The 17438-nt window shown below is 69.2% G+C and carries 13 protein-coding genes; 7 read left to right on the forward strand and 6 right to left on the reverse strand.

Features of this window, described 5'->3' with window-relative positions:
* Positions 1 to 54: 54 nt before the first annotated feature.
* From ACZ3HV_RS34945 to ACZ3HV_RS34955, 3 genes are all read left to right on the forward strand, one after another.
* Positions 55 to 1260: a winged helix-turn-helix domain-containing protein gene (locus ACZ3HV_RS34945; protein WP_465691042.1), complete on the forward strand. Its 1206-nt coding sequence runs from the start codon at positions 55 to 57 to the stop codon at positions 1258 to 1260.
* A 183-nt stretch (positions 1261 to 1443) separates the two neighbouring features.
* Positions 1444 to 4371 carry a preprotein translocase subunit SecA gene (gene secA, locus ACZ3HV_RS34950; RefSeq protein ID WP_465690769.1) on the forward strand — a complete coding sequence of 976 codons (2928 nt, stop codon included), beginning with the start codon at positions 1444 to 1446 and terminating at the stop codon, positions 4369 to 4371.
* A 61-nt stretch (positions 4372 to 4432) separates the two neighbouring features.
* Entirely contained in the window at positions 4433 to 5338 is a 906-nt protein-coding gene (locus ACZ3HV_RS34955; protein ID WP_465690771.1) for an NAD(P)H-dependent flavin oxidoreductase, read from the forward strand.
* On the opposite strand, the gene melA is transcribed toward ACZ3HV_RS34955, so the two are convergent.
* From melA to ACZ3HV_RS34985, 6 genes are read right to left on the reverse strand one after another with little or no spacing between them, the layout of a single operon-like run.
* Entirely contained in the window at positions 5302 to 6597 is a 1296-nt protein-coding gene (gene melA / locus ACZ3HV_RS34960; protein ID WP_465690773.1) for an alpha-galactosidase, read from the reverse strand. The genes ACZ3HV_RS34955 and melA overlap by 37 nt on opposite strands.
* Positions 6594 to 7520, reverse strand: a complete 927-nt coding sequence (locus tag ACZ3HV_RS34965) for a carbohydrate kinase family protein (RefSeq protein WP_465690775.1) — start codon at positions 7518 to 7520, stop codon at positions 6594 to 6596. Before ACZ3HV_RS34965 ends, melA begins: the two co-directional genes overlap by 4 nt.
* Before the next feature lies 1 nt (position 7521).
* Positions 7522 to 8355 (reverse strand): carbohydrate ABC transporter permease, encoded by an 834-nt coding sequence (locus ACZ3HV_RS34970; protein ID WP_465690777.1) that lies wholly within the window; start codon positions 8353 to 8355, stop codon positions 7522 to 7524.
* A complete protein-coding gene (locus tag ACZ3HV_RS34975) occupies positions 8352 to 9275 on the reverse strand; it encodes a carbohydrate ABC transporter permease (protein WP_465690779.1) in 924 nt (307 codons plus the stop codon). Before ACZ3HV_RS34975 ends, ACZ3HV_RS34970 begins: the two co-directional genes overlap by 4 nt.
* Positions 9275 to 10573: an ABC transporter substrate-binding protein gene (locus tag ACZ3HV_RS34980; RefSeq protein ID WP_465690781.1), complete on the reverse strand. Its 1299-nt coding sequence runs from the start codon at positions 10571 to 10573 to the stop codon at positions 9275 to 9277. Before ACZ3HV_RS34980 ends, ACZ3HV_RS34975 begins: the two co-directional genes overlap by 1 nt.
* A gap of 38 nt (positions 10574 to 10611) precedes the next feature.
* Positions 10612 to 10908, reverse strand: a complete 297-nt coding sequence (locus ACZ3HV_RS34985) for an endo alpha-1,4 polygalactosaminidase (protein WP_465691044.1) — start codon at positions 10906 to 10908, stop codon at positions 10612 to 10614.
* Positions 10909 to 11421: 513 nt separating this feature from the next.
* On the opposite strand from ACZ3HV_RS34985, the gene ACZ3HV_RS34990 reads away from it, so the two are divergent.
* From ACZ3HV_RS34990 to ACZ3HV_RS35005, 4 genes are read left to right on the forward strand one after another with little or no spacing between them, the layout of a single operon-like run.
* Positions 11422 to 11994 carry an OsmC family protein gene (locus tag ACZ3HV_RS34990; RefSeq protein WP_465690783.1) on the forward strand — a complete coding sequence of 191 codons (573 nt, stop codon included), beginning with the start codon at positions 11422 to 11424 and terminating at the stop codon, positions 11992 to 11994.
* 31 nt (positions 11995 to 12025) lie between these two features.
* The gene (locus tag ACZ3HV_RS34995) at positions 12026 to 13222 is read left to right on the forward strand and encodes an FAD-dependent oxidoreductase (RefSeq protein ID WP_465690785.1); all 1197 of its coding nucleotides are present in this window, start codon (positions 12026 to 12028) and stop codon (positions 13220 to 13222) included.
* On the forward strand, positions 13219 to 14337 hold the full coding sequence (locus ACZ3HV_RS35000; protein ID WP_465690787.1) for an NAD(P)/FAD-dependent oxidoreductase: 1119 nt from the start codon (positions 13219 to 13221) through the stop codon (positions 14335 to 14337). The genes ACZ3HV_RS34995 and ACZ3HV_RS35000 overlap by 4 nt, the downstream gene beginning before the upstream one ends.
* A 33-nt stretch (positions 14338 to 14370) precedes the next feature.
* Positions 14371 to 17427, forward strand: a complete 3057-nt coding sequence (locus ACZ3HV_RS35005; protein ID WP_465690789.1) for an ATP-binding protein — start codon at positions 14371 to 14373, stop codon at positions 17425 to 17427.
* The last annotated feature ends 11 nt before the right edge of the window (positions 17428 to 17438 follow it).

Consider the following 17438-nt stretch of genomic DNA (forward strand, 5'->3'; position numbering starts at 1 on the left):
TCCAGTCGCTGCGCTCCCTACGCTCCTCAGCCCAGGCCGGGAGGCCCCATGACCATGCAGGTGTTGTCGACGGCTCAGGCTCGGCGGGTTGCGCTTGCGGCGCAGGGATTCATGGATCCTCGCCCGAAGGGGACTCCGGATGCGCGGGCGCTGGCTCGGGTGCTGGCACGGATCGGTCTGATCCAGATCGATTCGGTCAACGTGCTGAGCCGCACCCAGTACCTGCCGTTGTACTCACGGCTCGGGCCCTACCCGCGCGACCTGCTGGACCGGGCATCGGGGAAGGCACCACGGCGCCTGGTGGAGTACTGGGCGCATGAGGCGTCCCTCATCCCGGTCGAGACGCACCCGCTGATGCGCTGGCGGATGGCCCGCGCGGCGACCGAGGCCTGGGGCGGCCCGCGGTCGATCGCCGCGGAGCGGCCGGAGCTGGTCAAGCAGGTGCTCGCCGACGTCCGCGAGCACGGTCCGCTGACCGCCCGCGAGATCGACGACGACGTCGAGCGTGACCGGACCAACTGGGGCTGGAACTGGTCCGACGTGAAGCGCGCCCTCGAGTTCCTGTTCTTCGCCGGCGAGATCACGGTGGCCCGTCGCAACCAGCAGTTCGAGCGGATGTACGACCTACCCGAGCGGGTGCTGCCTCGCAACGTACTGGAGACGCCGACGCCGTCCGTGGCGGAGGCGCATCGAGGGCTGGTGTCGATCGCGGCCAAGGCGCACGGGGTGGCGACCGCTCAGTGCCTGAAGGACTACTTCCGGACCTCGCCGGAGCCGACCGCTCTGGCGATCGCGGAGCTGGTCGAGGAGGGCGAGCTGCTCCCGGTCCAGATCGACGGGTGGAAGCGGCCGGCGTACCTGCACCGGGACGCGCGGCTGCCGCGGCGGGTGAACGCGCGGGCCCTGGTGAGCCCGTTCGATTCGCTGGTGTTCGAGCGCACCCGGACCGAGGTCCTGTTCGACTTCCGGTACCGGATCGAGATCTACGTCCCGGCCGAGAAGCGCATCTACGGGTATTACGTCCTCCCGTTCCTGCTCGGGGACCGGTTGGTCGCCCGGGTGGACCTCAAGGCGGACCGGACAGCCGGCGTCCTGCTGGTCCAATCGGCCCATGCGGAGCCGAAGGCGCCGGTCGAGACGGCGGACGAGTTGGCCGCCGAGCTCGTCCAGTTGGCCGGCTGGCTCGGGCTCGACCAGGTCCGGGTGGCCGGGGGCGGTGACCTCTCGCCAGCACTCAGTGACGCCCTGCGAGGTTTCTGACGGAGCAGCGGGAACTTTCCCGCCCGCCTGAACGTGGGTCCGATAAGCCGGTCGGCACGCATCCGGCGTGGCTTGGGACACCCAGCCCCGTACCATGGGTGTCGCGCGCCTGCCCGAGGGTGGAACGTGCTCTTAGGCGTCGCCCGCTTCCAGGCTTCAGCAGCAAGGAGAGAACTCCCCACCATGAAGGTGATCGACAAGGTCCTGCGGATCGGCGAGGGCAAGATCCTGCGTCAGCTCCAGGGCATCGCGAAGATGGTCAACTCGATCGAGGACGACTTCGTCGGCATGACCGACGAGGAGTTGCGTGGTCAGACCGCGGAGTTCAAGCAGCGCCACGAGAACGGGGAGTCGCTCGACGCGCTGCTGCCGGAGGCCTTCGCCGTGGTCCGGGAGGCCGCCAAGCGGACCCTGCACCAGCGGCCGTACGACGTCCAGGTCATGGGTGGCGCGGCGTTGCACCTGGGCAACATCGCCGAGATGAAGACCGGTGAGGGCAAGACGCTGGTCGGCACGATGCCGACGTACCTGAACGCGCTGTCCGGCCGCGGCGTGCACGTGGTCACGGTGAACGACTACCTGGCCAAGTTCCAGGCCGAGTGGATGGGCCGGGTGTACCACTTCCTCGGCCTCGACTACGGCGTGATCCTGCCGGAGATGACGCCGGCCGAGCGACGGGTCGCGTACAACAAGGACATCACCTACGGCACCAACAACGAGTTCGGCTTCGACTACCTGCGCGACAACATGGCGGGCAGCATCGAGGACCTGGTCCAGCGCGAGCACAACTTCGCGATCGTGGACGAGGTGGACTCGATCCTGGTCGACGAGGCCCGGACCCCGCTGATCATCTCCGGCCCGGCCGAGGACTCGCAGCGCTGGTACGTCGAGATGGCGCGGATCGCGGGCACGCTGAAGCCGCGGATCGCCGACGACAAGGTGCCGGAGGAGCAGCGCCCGGTGGCCGACTACGAGGTGGACGAGAAGAAGCGCACGGTCGCCATCCTCGAGCGCGGCATCGAGAAGGTCGAGGACCGGCTCGGCATCGACAACCTGTACGAGTCGGCCAACACCCCGCTGATCAGCTACCTGAACAACGCGCTGAAGGCCAAGGACCTGTTCCGCAAGGACAAGGACTACGTGGTCGTCGACAACGAGGTGCTGATCGTCGACGAGCACACCGGCCGCACGCTGCACGGCCGCCGCTACAACGAGGGACTCCACCAGGCGATCGAGGCCAAGGAAGGCGTCGAGATCAAGGAGGAGTACCAGACCCTCGCGACGATCACCCTGCAGAACTACTTCCGCCTGTACGACAAGCTGGCCGGCATGACCGGTACGGCGATGACCGAGGCGGCCGAGTTCTCCAAGGTCTACAACCTCGGCGTGGTCCCGATCCCGACCAACAAGCCGATGATCCGGGTCGAGGAGCGGGACCTGATCTTCCGCACCGAGGACGCCAAGTTCGACGCGGTGGTCAAGGACATCGTCGACGTGCACCAGAGCGGCCAGCCGATCCTGGTCGGCACCACCAGCGTGGAGAAGTCCGAGCGGCTGTCCGCGCGGCTGCGCAAGGAGAACATCGCGCACGAGGTGCTGAACGCCAAGCAGCACGCCCGGGAGGCCGCGATCGTGGCCGAGGCGGGCCGCAAGGGTGCGGTCACGGTGGCCACCAACATGGCCGGCCGCGGCACCGACATCATCCTCGGCGGAAACCCGGAGCACCTGGCCGACAAGGACCTGCGGGCCCGCGGCCTGGACCCGGCCGAGTCCCCGGAGGAGTACGAGGCCGAGTACCCGAACGTCCTCGGGCAGTTCGAGAAGCAGGTCAAGGACGAGCAGGAGGAGGTCCGCGAGGCGGGCGGCCTGTACGTGCTGGGCACCGAGCGGCACGAGTCCCGCCGGATCGACAACCAGCTCCGCGGCCGTGCCGGTCGCCAGGGCGACCCGGGGAAGTCCCGGTTCTACCTGTCGCTCGAGGACGACCTGATGCGGCTGTTCAAGCGGGAGATGGTCGACTGGGCGATGTCGCGCAACAACGACGACAGCCAGCCGCTGGAGAACAAGGTCGTCACCAAGGCGATCGCGTCGGCACAGTCCCAGGTCGAGGCGCAGAACTTCGAGACCCGGAAGAACATCCTCAAGTACGACGATGTGATGAACCGGCAGCGGCACGTCGTGTACGACGAGCGCCGCAGGGTGCTCGAGGGTGCCAACCTGCGCGAGCAGGTGAGCGACATGCTCGACGAGACCGTCACCGGGTACGTGCAGGGCGCGACCGCGGACGGGTTCGCCGAGGACTGGGACCTGGACGCGCTGTTCACCGCGATGAAGACGCTGTACTCGACCGAGCTGACCGAGGACGAGCTGATCGAGGAGGCCGGCGGCGAGAAGGCCGGCCTGACCCAGGACTTCCTGATCGAGCGGTTCATCGAGGACGCCCGGGCGGCGTACGAGCGGCGCGAGGAGCTGCTCGGCGAGGACGCGATGCGTGAGCTCGAGCGTCGCGTCGTGCTGAGCGTGCTGGACCGCAAGTGGCGTGAGCACCTGTACGAGATGGACTACCTGCGCGAGGGCATCGGCCTGCGCGCGATGGCGCAGCGCGACCCGCTGGTGGAGTACCAGCGCGAGGGCTACGACATGTTCGCGGCGATGATGGAGTCGATCAAGGAGGAGTCGGTCGCCTTCATCTTCAACGTCGAGGTGGACGTCGAGGCGATGCGCGCCGAGATGGAGCTGGCCGCCGAGGCGGACGCGGCGGTGAACATCGACCTGGAGTCCGAAGGCCTCGAAGGCCGCCGGATCGAGGACATCCTCACCCCGGGTGCACCGGTGGCGGAGTTCCCCGGCCGGGTCCAGGACGAGGTGCGCCCGCGGGACACTCCGCGGCTGCGGGCCAAGGGGCTGACCGGTGACAGCCGGCCGCAGCGCCTGTCCTACTCCGCCCCGACCATCGACGGTGACGACGAGGTCGCGGTTCGCCAGGAGGCCGGCGAGGAAGGTGCGTTGCAGTACGCGGGCACCCCGCGCAACGCCGCCTGCCCGTGCGGCTCGGGCAAGAAGTACAAGCGCTGCCACGGTGACCCGGCCTCGGACGTCTACAAGTTCTGAGCCAAGAACCGTGTGGCTGACGGAGACGTTCGGCCTGGGCGTGCCCGTGGTGGGCGCGCCCATGGCCAACGTCAGCGGTGGCAAGCTGACCGCCGCGATCTCGGCGGCGGGTGGGCTCGGCATGCTCGGCGCCGGGTCGGCGGTGACCGCTGACTGGATCCGGACCGAAGGCGCGGTCGTCGCGGCGAGTGGGAAGCCGTGGGGGATCGGGCTGATGGCCTGGTCGGTGCAGGAGCGGCCTGAGCATCTCGAGGCGGTGCTGGAGCTGACGCCCGCACTGGTCTCGCTGAGCTTCGGCGACTACGCGTCGTACGTCGGTCCGCTGCAGGAGGCGGGCATCGTCGTCGCCACCCAGGCCGGGACGGTCGCCGACGCGCGGGAAGCGATCGACGCCGGTGTCGACGCGATCGTTGCCCGGGGCGCCGAAGCCGGTGGGCACGGCCGCGACGCCGTCGCCACACTTCCTTTGCTGCAAGCGATTCTGGACCTCACGGACCTGCCGGTGCTCGCGGGTGGTGGGATCTCGGGACCGCGCGGGCTGGCCGCCGTACTGGCTGCCGGTGCCGCCGGCGGCTGGATCGGTACGGCGTTCCTCACCTGCGCAGAGGCACTGACGTCGGAGCCGGTTCGGCGGCGGGTGATCGAGGCGGACGAGACCGACACCGTCTACGGCACGGTCTTCGATGCGGCGTCGCGGGCCGGGTGGCCGGACGAGTTCGGCGGACGGGCGCTCCGCAACGCGTACTTCGACACCTGGCAGGGTCGCGAGGACGAGCTGAAGTCAGACGACGCCGGTCACGCCGAGTACGTCGACGGGACCCGCGCCGCCGACCCGGCCCGCGCCTCGATCTACGCGGGCCAGGGCGTCGGCGCTCTCACCGGCAATCCGACCGCCGCCGAGGTCCTCGACGGCTTCGCGACCTACCGCGCCTACCTGACCGCCGCCTTCAACGACGGCGCCAAGTAATTGCTGTGCGCAACCACCATCTCGTCGCACAGCTCCCAGATCCGCTCGACCGGTAGGGCCGCCGCGGTGGCCGGGTCGACCATCACGGCCTGCCGGATCGCTCGTGGGTCCTCGTCGATCGCAGCCTTGACCACGAGCTCGGCCACGTTGAGATAGGACCGGTTGAGCGCGGCGCACTGTGCCGGCAACGCGCCGACCGAGGTCGGCTGCACACCCGAACCGTCAACCAGGCAAGGAACTTCGACGGCCGCGCCGGCTTGCAGGTTGCTGATCAGCCCGCCGTTCGGCACGTTGCCGTAGATGGTCCGCGGCGTCCCGGTCACGATGCTGTGGATGACCTGCGGCGCGTACTCCATCGTTGGTTCGACCACCACCGGTTCTCCGGCCTTCAACGCGTTTCGCGTCCGTTCGTACGACGCCAGGTTCTCCTCGACGATCCCGAGGTACGCACCCACCGGCAGCCGTAGCCGGTCGATCTCGGCCGGATGCGAGAGATACCACGGCACGTACTCCGACGAGTGTTCACTCGTCTCGGTCGGATAGAACCCGAGCCGCCGGTACATGTCCACCCGCGCTCGCCGCAGCATCTCGGGATCCGCCGCGATCGCCGCGTCCAGCCGCTCGTACAGGTTCTCGGCGCCGCGTTCGAACCGCAGGACCCACGACTGATGATTCACCCCGGCGGCCAGATAGGTGACGTCGCCGTACGGTACGCCGACCAGCTCGGACAGGCCCTGCATCGTCCAGTAGACCGAGTGGCAGAGCCCGACGACCTTGCCCACTCCGAGCGCGGCCAGGTACCACACGTTCATCACCATCGGATTGGTGTAGTTCAGCAGCCACGCGTCCGGGCACACGTCCGCGATGTCCTCCGCGAGCCCGCGTAGTACCGGGAACGTGCGCAGTGCCCGGAACACCCCGCCGACGCCGAGGGTGTCCCCGATCGTCTGCCGGATCCCGTACCGGGCCGGGATCTCGAAGTCCGCCCGGGTCGCGGCGTTCATGCCGACCTGAACGATGTTGATGACGAAGTCCGCGCCGTCCAGCGCCGCCCGGCGCTCGAGGTGCGCGGTGATCCGCGGCGTCGCTCCACGTTCCCGAGCGATGTACGCCGCCGCGGCGGCCGCCGTGTCGAGTCGCTCGGGATCGATGTCGTGCAAAGCGATATGCAGCGGACCCAGGTCCAGACTGAACAGGTCGGCGAGCAGCCCTTGCGTGAAGACCACGCTGCCCGCGCCGATGAAGACGATCTTGCTCATGTGGTCACGCTCTCGATGGCTAGGTCCCAGTCCGGTTGGGCCGCGGTGCCTCCGGCCGCTCGGGTGGACAGCGATCCGCAGGCTGCGGCGATCGCGAGTGCCCGGCCGGTGCGGGATCCGTTCAGGACGGCGGCCACCCAGCCGGCGTCGAAGCTGTCACCTGCCCCGACGGCGTCGACGATGTCGACCTTGAGCGCCGGCGCGGTCGTCACCTTGTGGCCGTTGTGGGCCAGAGCGCCGTCGGCGCCGTTCTTCACCACGACCAGCGGTCCCCGCCGAGCCAGGATGCCCGCGGCGTCCTCGACCGCAGGATGGCCGGTCAGCGCCAGCGCCTCCGCCGCGTTCGGCAGGAAGTAGTCGGTGACGCGCAGGATCGGGTCCAGGACCATCCGGTCCCAGCGCCCGGCCGGGTCGTCGTTCGGGTCGAGGGACGTCGTCGCCTTCGCGGCCTTCGCCTCCTTGAAGAGCCCCGCCAGCCCAGCCGCCAGTGCCGGCATCAGATAGAACGACGCCGCATGCACATGCCGAACCGACCGCAGCAACGCTTTCGGTACGTCGTCCGCCGTGGTGGCCGGGAGACAGCCAGGGGAGGTGAGGATCGCCCGATCGTCGCCAGAGGTCAGGATCGTGGTCAGTGGCGTGGGCAGGGCGTTGTCAACAATCAGAGCGTCGACATTCACCCCACGATCGGCCAGCGACGCACGGACGAAGTCCCCGGCGGGGTCGTCGCCGACCCGACCGGCGAACGCGACACTGAGCCCCAGCCGGGCCGCACCGCACGCCATGATCGAGGCCGAGCCGCCGAGTACGAGAGAGCCATGAGGAACAAGCCGTTCCCGCTGGCCGAAGAGCAGAGGTTGGTCGACCGGCCCGATCACCACATCCGGGTTCGCGTCGCCGATCACCAAGAGGTCAAAACTCATGTCATCCCTTGAGTCCGGTGGAGGCCAGTGAGCGGATGAAAGCCTTCTGGGCGAAGAGGAAGCCCAGGAGGACCGGCAGCACGGTGATGACGTTGCCCGCCATCACGGCGGCCCACTGGGTGTGGTGCTGGCCCTGGAAGGTGGTCAGGCCGAGCTGGAGTGTGTAGGTGGTGTCGGTGTTGATCGCGATCAACGGCCAGGTCAGGTCGTTCCAGGTCGCCAGGAACGTGAGTACGGCGACTGTGCTCAACGCCGGCCGGGCCAGCGGCAGCACGATCGAGATCAGGATCCGCAACCGCCCGCAGCCGTCGATCCAGGCCGCCTCCTCGAGCTCACGTGGCAGCGAGACGAAGAACTGGCGGAACAAGAACACCGAGAGCGGGGTCACCAGTGACGGGATGATCAGCGCGCCGAGGGTGTCGATCAGCCCGAGCTCCTTCATCACCAGGAAGGTCGGGATCATCGTCAGCTGGAACGGGATCACCATCGTCGCCAGCATCAGCCCGAGCACGATCTTCGACCCGCCGAACCGGATCCGCGCGAACGCGTACCCGGCGAGCGACCCGAGGACGAGGTTGGCCGTCACTGCCACCGCCGACACGATGAACGAGTTCACGAACCAGCGCGGGAACAACGCGTTGCCGAGCACATAGCGATACCCGTCGAACCGGATCGCGTGCGGGATCAGCGCCGGTGGGAACCGATTGATCTCGGCATTGCTCATCACCGAGCTCACCAGCAACCACACCAGCGGCAACGCGAACAACACCGCGAGCGGCGCGAGTACGAGGTGCCATCGACTGAAGGGCCAAGCACTGAAGGGCAATCGCTTCATCGGGCCACCCTCCGCCGGTAGACCTGCATGGCGACGCCGATCACGAGCAACGCGACCGCCAAGGTGTACGCCGCCGCCGCGCTGTAGCCGGCGGTGAACGTCTTGAACGCTTTCTCCCAGATGAAGTACACGATCACCGTCGTCGACCCGAGCGGTCCGCCCTTGGTGGTGACGAAGACCAGGTCGAACACCTGCAACGCGTTGATGGTCTGGAACAGCAGCAGGAAGATCGTCACCGGCGTCAACGCGGGCAACGTGACGTGCCGCAGGACGCCCCAGCGCCCGGCTCCGTCGATCCGCGCGGCTTCGACCAGATCGCTCGAAACCCCTTGCAGGCCGGCCAGATAGACGATCACACAGAACCCGGTCCCGCTCCACAACGAGATCGCGACCAGCAGGTACAACGCCTGACCCGGATCACTGAAGAACCCCTGCGCCGGCAGACCGAGCTTGTGCAGCACCGAGTTCGCCACACCGAACTCCGGGTCCAGCACGAACGAGAACAGCACGCCCTGCGCCGCCGCCGACACCACGAACGGCACGAACACCAAGGTCCGATAGAGACCGATGAACGCGATCTTCCGGTCCAGTGCGATCGCGATCGACAGCCCGGCGACCACGCTCAGCGGTACGTAGAGCACGGTGTAGATCAGTGTGTGCTCGACGGCCGCACCGAAAGCCGGGTCCTCTATCAGTGCCTTGTAGTTGGCCAGCCCGACCCACTCGCTCGGCGAGACCAGGTCGTTCACCTGGAACGACAGCAGCAACGACCACACGACCGGTACGACGCTCAGCCCCAGGATGATCAGCACCGCCGGGCTGACGAACGCCCAGCCCGTCGCACCCTCACCCCGGGCACGCCGCCTGGCCGCGGCCCGGCTCCGGGGATCGACGGTGAACGTACCGACCACGCTGGCCATCAGTTCGGCACCGCCAGCACCTGGTTGCACTGATCAACGGCCTGCTTCACGGCGTCACCCGGGCTCTGCTTGCCCAGCAGGACAGCGGCGATCGCCTGGCCGAGGTGCTGCGAGATCTGCGGGTACGCCGTGATCGTCGGCCGGACCTTCGCCGTGTCGAGCGCCTTGACGAACACGTCAAGACCGTTCGTCTCGGTCGAATGCTTCTTCCACTGCGGGAGCTCGGCGGTGGCCTTGGTGATCGGCAGGCTGCCGCCCTCCATGTCCCACTGGATGTCCTGCGCCGGCTCGGCCATCCACTTGACGAACTCGGTGGCCGCCTGCACCTTCGCCTTGCCGTTGTCGAAGACGGTCCAGGTGTCCGGACCCGAGATGGTCACCGGTTTCCCGGAGTACGACGGCAGCGGCACGACGCCGTACTCGAGTCCGTTGTCGATCAGCTCGGGGAGCTGCCAGGGGCCGGTGGCGACCATGCCCATCCGGCCGCCGAGGAACACCTGGTAGAGCTGCTCGCTGCCCGGCTTCGGGTCGACGTACAGCGACTTGTCGGTGCGCAGCCGGTCGAGGGTGCCGAGCGCCTTCTCACCGACCTGGTCGAAGCCCACCTTCTTGCCGTCCTCGCTGACCACGTCGCCGCCGAGGTCCCAGATCATCGGCCAGATCCGCCAGACCGTGTCCTCGTCGCCGACGCCGGGCCAGCCGGTACCGAAGACGCCCTTGGCGGGGTTGGTGAGCTTCTGCGAGGTGCTGACGAAGTCGTCCCAGGTCCACCCCGCCTTGGGCTCGGGCAGGCCGGCCGCCGCGAACAGCTTCTTGTTGTAGACCACGCAGAGCGAGTCGAGCAGGGCCGGCGCGGCCCGGACCTTGCCCTTCACGCTGACCGCGTCCTTCGCGGCCGGCCAGTAGTCGTCGATCTTCAGCGCACCGGTCAGGTCGGCGACCTTCGGGCTCTTGGTCAGGCTGGCGAGGTCCGACCCGAAGATGTACGCGACATCCGGGAAGGACCCCGCCGCCAGACCGGCGGTGACCTTCTGCAGCATGCTGTCCGCGGTGACCCCGCCACCGCCGCCGACCACCTTGATCTTCGGGTGCGACGTGTTGAACTCCTTGATCAAGGCATCGATCGCCGCCTTGCCGGTGTCGACCTGGCCGTGCCAGAGGTCGACGGTGACGACACCGTCCGGGCCGGCTCCTTCGTCGTCGTTCTTGCCGCAGGCGCCGAGGGTGCCGACGGCGGCGGCTGCTGCCGCGGCGCGCAGGACGTCACGGCGGGACAGGGTACGGGCATGCTGGGACATGACGGTCTCCAGAAACAGGTGATGGGTGTGGAGCTGATTCAGCAGGTCTTGCGGACGTAGCCGGAGTCACCGGGGACCGAGACGTCCACGTCGCGCTGCACGATCGTCAAGGTGCCGCCGAACTGCGAGCAGGCGGTCCGCCGGCCCTTGCCGGTGTACTCGATCACGATCACGTTGTTGCCAAAGGCATCGACGTAGTCACCGCACTCGTCGTACTGGCCGCACTCCTCGGCGACCGCGAAGTCCAGGCCGACGCCTTGCCGGTCGCCGGCCAGTTCGACGGTGTTCTTCTGTGCGATGGCCAGGCTCTTCGAGTGCGCGTGGGTGGCCAGCAGATGTTGTACAGCCCGGCGGCGGGTGCCGCGGTCCGGTCGCGGGTCACGACCTGGACGCCGGCAGGCGGCGTGTAGGCGCCGCCGATCTGGTAGTCGAACTTGGCGTGCGTCGGCGGCAGCATGACGGCCGCATCGGCCGGGTTGCGGGTGAAGACGGTGACGGCCGCGGTCACGGCAAGGGCTGCGGCCACAGCGGCCAAGAGCAGGCGGCGAGCGAGGTTGGACACGATTGCTCCATCGGTCCCGGGGACGCGACCCCGCCTCGGGCTTGGGTGGATCGAGCGGCCCTGGCGCCTGAAAACCGGACTCCGGACCTCGTCGGACCGCTACCGGCTGGGTGCGTCACTGCCGACCAAGTCAAGCGCCGCGGCGTCTCCCCGTCAAGCAGAAGTTGCAAACAAGTGCGCGAATTCCGCCAGATAGTGCGGCACTGCGCAGGGGAAGTCCGGGGGAAGGTCGCGGGAAGGCGCCCCTCCTAACGTCCACGGCAGCAAGGTCAACCAGGGAGGATCCATGACCACCACCACTGACAAACCGCGCCGGAACGGGGTCGACACCGCGACGCTGTTCGCGACCATCGACGCGGTCAAGGGCCAGAACGAGATCGCCAAGTTCCAGTTCCGGGCGAGCAACACCTGGGTGTCCGGGACGCACAGCCGTTCCACCGCGTCGGACTTCTTCGGCGCGATGCAGGAAATGCGGCACAAGTCCGACACCGTGGTCGAGTTCGACCACCCGGAGGTCCTCGTCGGGACCGACCACGGGCCGACGCCGGTGGAGTACCTGCTGCACGCGATCGCCGCCTGCCTGACCGCCGGCGTCGCCAACATCGCCGCGGCCCGGGGCGTGCAGCTCACCAAGGTCACCTCCACCGTCACCGGCGACATCGATCTGCTCGGGATCCTCGGTCTGTCCGACGGTTCGGTCCGTAACGGGTACGAGCAGATCCGGGTCACCTTCGCGATCGAGGGTGAGGCCGACGAGGAGACCCTGCGCGGCATCGTCGAGCAGTCCCGGCGCCGCTCGGCCGTGTACGACGTACTCGCGAACCCGACGCCCGTCGCCATCGACGTCGTCTGCAACTGATCGCCGTCGGCCGGCACCTGAGGGGGATGTGATGATCGCCATCGACACCGTCGTGATCGGTGCCGGCCATGCCGGGCTGGCTGTCAGCCGGCTGCTCACGCAGGCGGGCCGCGAGCACGCCGTCATCGACCGGGGACAGCTCGCCGAGAGCTGGCGTAGCGAACGCTGGGACTCGCTGCGACTACTCTCGCCGAACTGGATGATGCGCTTGCCCGGCTGGGACTACCGAGGACCCGACCCGGACGGATTCATGACGACCGGCCGCTTCGTCCGCCACCTCGAGCGGTACGCCGAGTCGTTCGGTGCTCCGATCATCACCGGCACCACGGTGCTGGACCTGTCCCGTATGGGTTGCGGCGACTATCGGCTGGCGACGGACCACGGCACCTGGCGAGCTCGCCACGTGGTCATCGCGACCGGACCCGGAGTGCCGCGGGTGCCGACCGGGCTGGGGCAAGACATCACCACGGCGACCGGCTATCGCAACCCGGCCCAGCTCCCGCCGGGAGGCGTGCTGGTGATCGGCGCCTCGGCTTCCGGCGTACAGATCGCCGACGAGCTCAACCGGACCGGCCGCGACGTGTTCCTCTCGGTGGGCCGGCACACGAGGATGCCTCGCTCGTACCGCGGCAAGGACATCTTCTGGTGGCTGGAACGCACCGGGCGGCTGGCGCGGACCATCGACGACGTCCGTGACCCGGCCGCGGCCCGGCGGGAACCGTCGATGCAGCTGGCGGGCCGGGCCGAAGAGCTTGACCTGGTGACACTCCAGGCTGACGGGGTCCGGCTGCTCGGTCACTTCGACGGGATGGCGGACGCCCGGGCGCGCTTCCGGCCGGACCTGGCCGAGACCACAGCGGCAGCCGATGCGCGCATGTACCGCCTGCTGGACGCCGTCGATCGGTACGTCGATGCCCCGCGCGGCCACCGGCCACCCGCTGTGGTGGCTCCACCGCCGAAGGCCGTCCTGGATCTGCACAGGGCAGGCATCACCACCGTGCTCGTCGCCACCGGCTACCGGCCCGACTACCCGTGGCTCCGGCTACCGATCCTCGGTCCGGATGGCCACATCCGGCAGGACCGCGGTGTCACCGCGGCACCAGGTGTGTATGTCGTCGGCCAGCGGTTCCAGCATCGGCGCGACTCCGCGTTCATCGACGGAGCTCGTCATGACGCGGCAACCGTCGTACGACATCTGACTGCTTGCAACGAGGAGCCGGCCGCATGAGCACGTACGACGTTCTGGTTGTCGGTGGACGGGTGGCGGGTGCAGCTACCGCGATGCTGCTGGGCCGAGCGGGTGCTCGCGTCGCTCTGATCGAGCGGGCGGCCTACGGGAGCGACACCGTCTCCACGCACGGTCTGATGCGGGCCGGTGTCCTGCAGTTGTCGCGCTGGGGGTTACTGGACGAGCTGGCCGGTACGCCACCGATCCGCTGTACGACGTTCCACTACACCGACCGTGAGCCCGAGGAAGTCGCCATCCGTGCCAGTGGCGGCGTGGACGCCTTGTACGCGCCACGTCGACAACTCCTCGACCGGGTTCTCGTCGACGCGGCGGCCGCTGCGGGTGTGCAGGTCCGGCACGAAACAGCTGTGACGGCGCTGCTGCACGACGAGCGCGGGCGGGTGAACGGCGTCCGCGTCCGGGACCGTACGAGGCGGACCGAGGATCTCCGGGCCGGGATCACGATCGGGGCCGATGGCATTCGGTCGACCGTGGCGGCGGCGACCGGTGCGCCCGTCGTACGGCAAGGTCGGTCCCGGAGCGCGGTTCTGTACCGGTACTACGGCGACGTACGCGCGGATGGCTACGAGTTCGCGTACGCCGCCGGCAGCGGCGCCGGTCTGATCCCCACGAATGATGGGCTGACCTGCGTCTTCGTCGCCACCACGCCGGCCCGCATGCGAGCCCTGCGTCGGGGCGGGACCGAACAGGCCTTCGCCACGCTGCTCGCGGATACCTCGACCGGCCTGGCGTACCGAGTGTTCGCGGCGACGGCGGCGGATCGGATGCATGGCTGGGCGGGCGCGGCCGGATTCGTCCGTCGGTCCTACGGGCCGGGATGGGTTCTGGTCGGAGACGCGGGCTACTACAAGGATCCGATCACCACGCACGGAATCACCGACGCGCTTCGCGATGCCGAGCTGCTGAGTGGCGCGCTGACCGGCGGAGGAGCGGACCTGGAGGGTTACCAGGCGACCCGCGATCGCCTGTCCAGTGCGCTGTTCGACGCTACCGAGTCGGTCGCGTCGTACGCGTGGAGCCTCGACGAGGTGCGGGTGCTACTCCGGGAGGTCAGCGCCGCGATGCGCGACGAGGTCGCGCACTTCTCGCTATAGAAGGGGATTCTCCTGACGCCTACGATCCGAGTTATGCACGTCAGCGTCCAGCTGCTGGGCGGTTTCACCGTCCTCGTGAACGGCGCGCCGATCACCGCGAACCGGTGGGGTCGGCGCCAGGCCGCCGCGCTGGTCAAGCTGCTCGCGCTGGCTCCCGACGGCAGGGTTCACCGGGACCGGGTCGTGGATGCGCTGTGGCCAGAGGTCCCGATGGACGTCGCTCTGCCGCGGCTGCACAAGGCGGCTCACTATGCCCGCACCGTGCTCGGTGATCGGGACGCCGTCGTCCTGAAGGGTGAGGTGATCGCGCTCTTTCCCGATGCGCAGCTCGAGGTTGATGCGACCACTTTCGAACTCGGCGCGGACGACGCGCTCGGCGCCGAGCCGGTGTCGCCCGAACGCTGCGCCCGGGCCTTGAAGCTGGCCGGCGAGCTGCTGCCCGACGACTTGTCCGAGCCATGGCTGGAGGAACCCCGCGAGCGTCTGCGCCTCCGAGTCATGCGGCTGCTGCGGTGTGCGGGCCGGTGGGAAGACCTGCTGGCCATGGATCCCGCCAACGAGGAGGCGCACGTCGAGCTCCTGCGCGAGGCGGTCGTCGCCGGAGATCGAGCGAGTGGACTGCGCCAGTACGCCCGGATGGAAAGGGTTCTCGAGGCAGAGCTCGGTCTCGCGCCCGGCCCCGAGGCCGTCGTACTGCGGGACCGTTTGCTGGCCGTCGATCCGCCCCCTCGGCAGGTGGCGGTGGAACCCCGCAGTCCCGGGCGGACGGATCTGGTGGAGCGCGACGTCGAACTCGCGGAACTCGCCGCGGCGGCCGATGCGGCCGTCGAGGAAGGCCGCGGGGTCGTCGCCCTGGTCTCGGGTGAGGCCGGTGCCGGCAAGTCGGCGCTGGTGCGCGCTTTCCTCGACGGGCTGAGCCCGGCGATCAGGGTGGCGGTGGGCGGGTGTGACGACCTGCTGGCGCCGCGCAGCCTCGGGCCGTTCCGCGACATGGCCGAGAACGATCCGGAGCTGGCGTCGGCGCTGGCCGGTGACCGGCCGGACAGTGTGCTGCCCGCCTTGCTGCGGATCTTCTCCGAACGCCCGTCGGTCGTAGTGGTCGAGGACATCCACTGGGCCGATGACGCGACCCTCGACGCGATCCGCTTCCTCGCCCGCAGATTCCCAGGCATCCCTGCGGTGCTGCTGCTGACCTTCCGCGAAACCGGGGTCGATGCCGGGCACCCGCTCCGGCAGTTGCTGGGAAGTCTGGCCGGCCCATCGGTCCAGCGAGTGACGCTACCGCCGTTGAGCGTGGAGGCCGTACGACGACTTGGCGCGGCGACCCCGGAGGACGCCGTGGAGATCCACCGGGTCACGCAGGGGAACCCGTTCTTCGTCACCGAGGTGCTCGCCGGCGGTGGGGCCGGCGTACCGCACACGGTGCGCGATGCCGTCCTCGCGCGGGTCGGCAAGTTGCCGGCCCCCGCACGGGCGCTGGTCGAACGACTGTCCGTCATCCCGACCCGGACCGAGCGCCGGCTGGCCGAGAGCCTCGCGGATCCTGACGTGCTGCTCGAGGTCGAGCGGTCCGGCATCGTGATCGGTACTGATACGACCGTCGCCTTCCGCCATGAGCTGGCCAGGCAGGCGATCGAGTCCGCGCTGACCGCCGGTGAGCGGATCCAGGCCAACAAGGCGGTGGTCGACGTACTCCTCGGACGCCCCGAGGTGGAGCCTTCCCGGTTGGTGCACCACGCGGAGCGAGCCGGCCGGATCGACGTCATCCTCGAGTACGGCCCGGGTGCCGCGCTCGAGGCAGCCCGCCTTGGTGCGCATCGGCAGGCCGCCGGCGTACTGGACGTCGTACTGCGGCATCGTGAGTTGCTCGACTCGCGGACCGCGGCCGAGTTGTTCACCCGGCGGGCCTACTCGCTGTACGTCGTCAACCGCTTCGAGGCTGCCTCGGAGTCCGCCGAGTCAGGGGTCGTGGCTGCCCGGGGCGATCCCGTCCTGCAGGCCGAGGCGTTGCTGGTGCTGGCGCGGGTCGCCATGTTCGCGCCCGGGCCGATGCGGGCACGACAAGCGGCGGACCAGGCCGTCGAGATCCTCGAGCCGCTCGGTGACGACGCCCGGCTCGCAGCCGCGCTCATCGAGGTGGCCCGTGCGCACAGCAACCTGGCGACCGTCGGCATCGTCGCCGAGCCCAGCCGACGCGCGGAGTCTGCCGCCGAGCGGGCGTTGAACCTCAGCCAGCGCCTCGATCGGCCGGATCTGGAGGCGCAGGCCAGTTGCTATCTGGGCGATGCCAGGCTGGCCCGGGGTGATCTGGGCGGCGACGCGGACCTGCGGCGGGCGATCTCGCTGGCCGGGTCGGACAGCCGGATCGAGACCTTGGTGCGGTGCTACGTCAACGCGGCGGGCGGCGCGTATCGCAGCGGCCGGCTGGACGAAGCGGAGAAGTACGTCGCCGGTGGGCTCCGGGCCGCGGCGGACGGGGAGTTCTTCGCGGGACAGTACCGGTTGCGACTCACTCTGGCCGCGGTCCAGGCGAGCCGGGGCAAGTGGGATCGGGCGATCGCCGATCTGCGGGAGCTGCTGGACGCGCCGGGTGAACCGGGGGTGATGGAGACGCTGGCCAGGAGCTTGCTGGCGCGTCTGCTCGCGCGGCGCGGAGACCAGGAGGCCGGTGCGGTCCTGGCCGTTGCGCTGGCAGACCGTGCGGTTGCCGACGACAGCTTCGTGGCCACGCGACTGGCAGTGGCGCAGGCCGAGCTGGGATGGCTGGACGGCTCCTGGGGTTCGCTGACCGATGAGCTGCGGCTGACTCTCGCGACGGCGGAGAGTGCGGGACACCGATCGGTCCTGGGAGAGCTCTGCGCGTATCTGGGCCGGGCCGGGATCGACGTCCCGGAACCGGTCGACGCACCCGGACCGTGGGGGGCCACTCTGGCCGGCCGGTGGCGAGAGGCCGCGGTCGCCTGGGCCGAGCTCGGCGAACGGTACGAGCAGGCAGTGGTGCTGGCGACAGCTCCGGATCGTGCGGCCCGGGCACAGGGTCTGTCCCTGCTCCGCGACCTGGGTGCGGTCGCGACGACCGTCGCCGTCTGACTGCGATCCAG

The sequence above is a fragment of the Kribbella sp. NPDC020701 genome (assembly GCF_055562215.1).

What these genes read in the sequence shown, in the direction of transcription:
- ACZ3HV_RS34945 (WP_465691042.1), top strand. Translation starts at nt 55, where the DNA reads ATGCAGGTGTTGTCGACGGCTCAGGCTCGGCGGGTTGCGCTTGCGGCG.
- secA (WP_465690769.1), top strand. Translation starts at nt 1,444, where the DNA reads ATGAAGGTGATCGACAAGGTCCTGCGGATCGGCGAGGGCAAGATCCTG.
- ACZ3HV_RS34955 (WP_465690771.1), top strand. Translation starts at nt 4,433, where the DNA reads ATGGCCAACGTCAGCGGTGGCAAGCTGACCGCCGCGATCTCGGCGGCG.
- melA (WP_465690773.1), bottom strand. Translation starts at nt 6,597, where the DNA reads ATGAGCAAGATCGTCTTCATCGGCGCGGGCAGCGTGGTCTTCACGCAA.
- ACZ3HV_RS34965 (WP_465690775.1), bottom strand. Translation starts at nt 7,520, where the DNA reads ATGAGTTTTGACCTCTTGGTGATCGGCGACGCGAACCCGGATGTGGTG.
- ACZ3HV_RS34970 (WP_465690777.1), bottom strand. Translation starts at nt 8,355, where the DNA reads ATGAAGCGATTGCCCTTCAGTGCTTGGCCCTTCAGTCGATGGCACCTC.
- ACZ3HV_RS34975 (WP_465690779.1), bottom strand. Translation starts at nt 9,275, where the DNA reads ATGGCCAGCGTGGTCGGTACGTTCACCGTCGATCCCCGGAGCCGGGCC.
- ACZ3HV_RS34980 (WP_465690781.1), bottom strand. Translation starts at nt 10,573, where the DNA reads ATGTCCCAGCATGCCCGTACCCTGTCCCGCCGTGACGTCCTGCGCGCC.
- ACZ3HV_RS34990 (WP_465690783.1), top strand. Translation starts at nt 11,422, where the DNA reads ATGACCACCACCACTGACAAACCGCGCCGGAACGGGGTCGACACCGCG.
- ACZ3HV_RS34995 (WP_465690785.1), top strand. Translation starts at nt 12,026, where the DNA reads ATGATCGCCATCGACACCGTCGTGATCGGTGCCGGCCATGCCGGGCTG.
- ACZ3HV_RS35000 (WP_465690787.1), top strand. Translation starts at nt 13,219, where the DNA reads ATGAGCACGTACGACGTTCTGGTTGTCGGTGGACGGGTGGCGGGTGCA.
- ACZ3HV_RS35005 (WP_465690789.1), top strand. Translation starts at nt 14,371, where the DNA reads ATGCACGTCAGCGTCCAGCTGCTGGGCGGTTTCACCGTCCTCGTGAAC.